Below are 1851 nucleotides of genomic sequence, written 5' to 3' on the forward strand. Positions count from 1 at the left end.
GGCGGGGAGGGAGCCGATGCCGACGACGACGATGTCGGCGGGCAGTTCGGTGCCATCGGCCAGACGCACCGCCCGCACCGCACCCGAGTCGTCGCCGACGATCTCCGAAACCCCAATACCCGCACGAACATCGACCCCATTGGCGGTGTGCATCCGGGCCACCAGTGTCCCGATCGGTTCACCGAGCGCCTGCGCCAGCGGGGTCGGCGCCGGCTCGACGAGCGAGACCCGCACGCCGCGCTCGGTCAGGCTCGACGCGACTTCGCAGCCGATGAAGCCGGCACCGATGACGACGGCGGTCTGCGCACCGTCGATCTCCGAGCGCAGGGCGACCGCGTCGTCGAAGGTGCGCAGGGTGTGCACGCCCGCAAGGTGTTCGGCACCGGGGAAGGCCCGCGGGGCGAGTCCGGTGGCGAGCACCAGGACGTCGTAGGGGACGCTCTCGGTGTCATCGGTATCGGGGCCATGCACGGTGACGGTTGCGGCCTGCGGGTCGACGGCGGTGACCCGTTGACCGAGTCGCAGGGTGATCGACGACTCGGTGTAGAACTCGGCCGGCTTGAGCTCGACGCGGTCGTCCTTGCCGAGCAGCACCGTCTTCGACAGCGGCGGCCGATCATAGGGGGCGTAGGGCTCGGCGCCGATCAGTGTGATCGGCTCCTCGTATCCGTTGGTGCGCAGGTTCTCTGCGAGGCGGATGGCCCCGAGTCCCGCACCGACCACCACGACACCTGCTGCACTCATCCTCGGTTCTCGCCCTCTCGTCGACGGTGCTGCCCGCGTCAGCGGATCGAATGTCGCTGCCCGCGTCAGCGGGTGACGTCCCCCACCGGTCGGACGTCGGCGAGCAGCCAGGTTCCGTTCACCTTACGCATGACCAACCACTTTTCGGTAGATGTATGTTCGCCGCCCACACCGGCTCCGACTCCCGGCGCACTCGCGTCGGGCACCGTCACCGTCTGGTTGAGAAAGGCGAGCAGACGTGCGTCGTCGGCGTGGAATTCCCCGACCGCCATGCCGACCACATTCACCGTCATCTGCGCCGACGCGGCGACCGCATCCGGAAGGACGACATCGGCACGCTCGGCGTCGTATCGCGTGAGCAGCGGCTCGCTCAGATGGGCGCGCACCGCGTCGGGGGCCGGGGGGTGCTCCCCGCCGAAGGTCATCAGTGCGGTGACCGCGCTCGTCGCGGCCCGTTCGACGTCTGCACGGTCGGCGTCGGTGGGACGCGGGGTCTGCCGATACGCCTGGGTCCAGGCGACGGCGGCGACCACCAGCGCGGTCAGGGTCAGCGTCGCGATCGCCACCAGCAGTCGGCGTGCGCGACGCGACATCCGCGGCGGCGCGGCGAGCGGACGGATGCGGTGGTGCTGGGTCCAGGTGAGCCGGCGGCTCCGGGGGGATCGGACTCGGGGAACTCGGGACGTGCTCATGCCGGCACCGCCGAGTCGACGAGCCAGCCGGCGTCGGTGCGGGTCATCCCGACGGTGAGGGTGAGGCGGTCGGCCTGCGGATCCCCGCCGAGCAGAACGGGATTGGACGCCTGCACGACCACCAGTACCTCGGCGCGGGAACCGGGATCGTCGGACCCGGGATCGGTGACGAGCCCGGCCGAGAGCACCCGTCCGGCACTGGGCGCGGTCTGGGCGGCGACGGCGGCGGACAGGGCCGCACCGGCCTGTTCGAGACGCGTTTTCTGCGCGCCGGTGCTCAGGGCGAGGACCCGCTCGACGTAGGCCTCGGCGTGTGCCGGGTCCGACGTCAGCATGCTCGTGATGGCCGATCGGGCCGCCGCGAGGACCTCGTCGTCGAGGTCGGTGCGCTCGGTCGCCCGGTGATCGAGCACCG

Annotated in this window: 3 protein-coding genes; all 3 read right to left on the minus strand. The window is 71.2% G+C overall.

The features are described from left to right. The coding region (locus B1964_RS17870; protein ID WP_139765782.1) for an NAD(P)/FAD-dependent oxidoreductase at positions 1 to 744 on the minus strand (744 nt) is incomplete at its 3' end. Between the two features lie 65 nt (positions 745 to 809). Continuing rightward, complete coding sequence (locus B1964_RS17875; RefSeq protein ID WP_079930702.1) at positions 810 to 1436, minus strand: hypothetical protein; 627 nt, start codon at positions 1434 to 1436, stop codon at positions 810 to 812. After that, positions 1433 to 1851: hypothetical protein (locus B1964_RS17880; RefSeq protein ID WP_079930703.1), on the minus strand; the 419-nt coding region annotated here is incomplete at its 5' end. The genes B1964_RS17880 and B1964_RS17875, both read right to left, overlap by 4 nt.

The sequence above is a fragment of the Gordonia sp. i37 genome, from assembly GCF_002043085.1.
GTDB lineage: Bacteria > Actinomycetota > Actinomycetes > Mycobacteriales > Mycobacteriaceae > Gordonia > Gordonia polyisoprenivorans.

Excerpts from the sequence above, each read along its gene's own strand:
- B1964_RS17875 (WP_079930702.1), bottom strand. The coding sequence starts at position 1,436 with ATGAGCACGTCCCGAGTTCCCCGAGTCCGATCCCCCCGGAGCCGCCGG.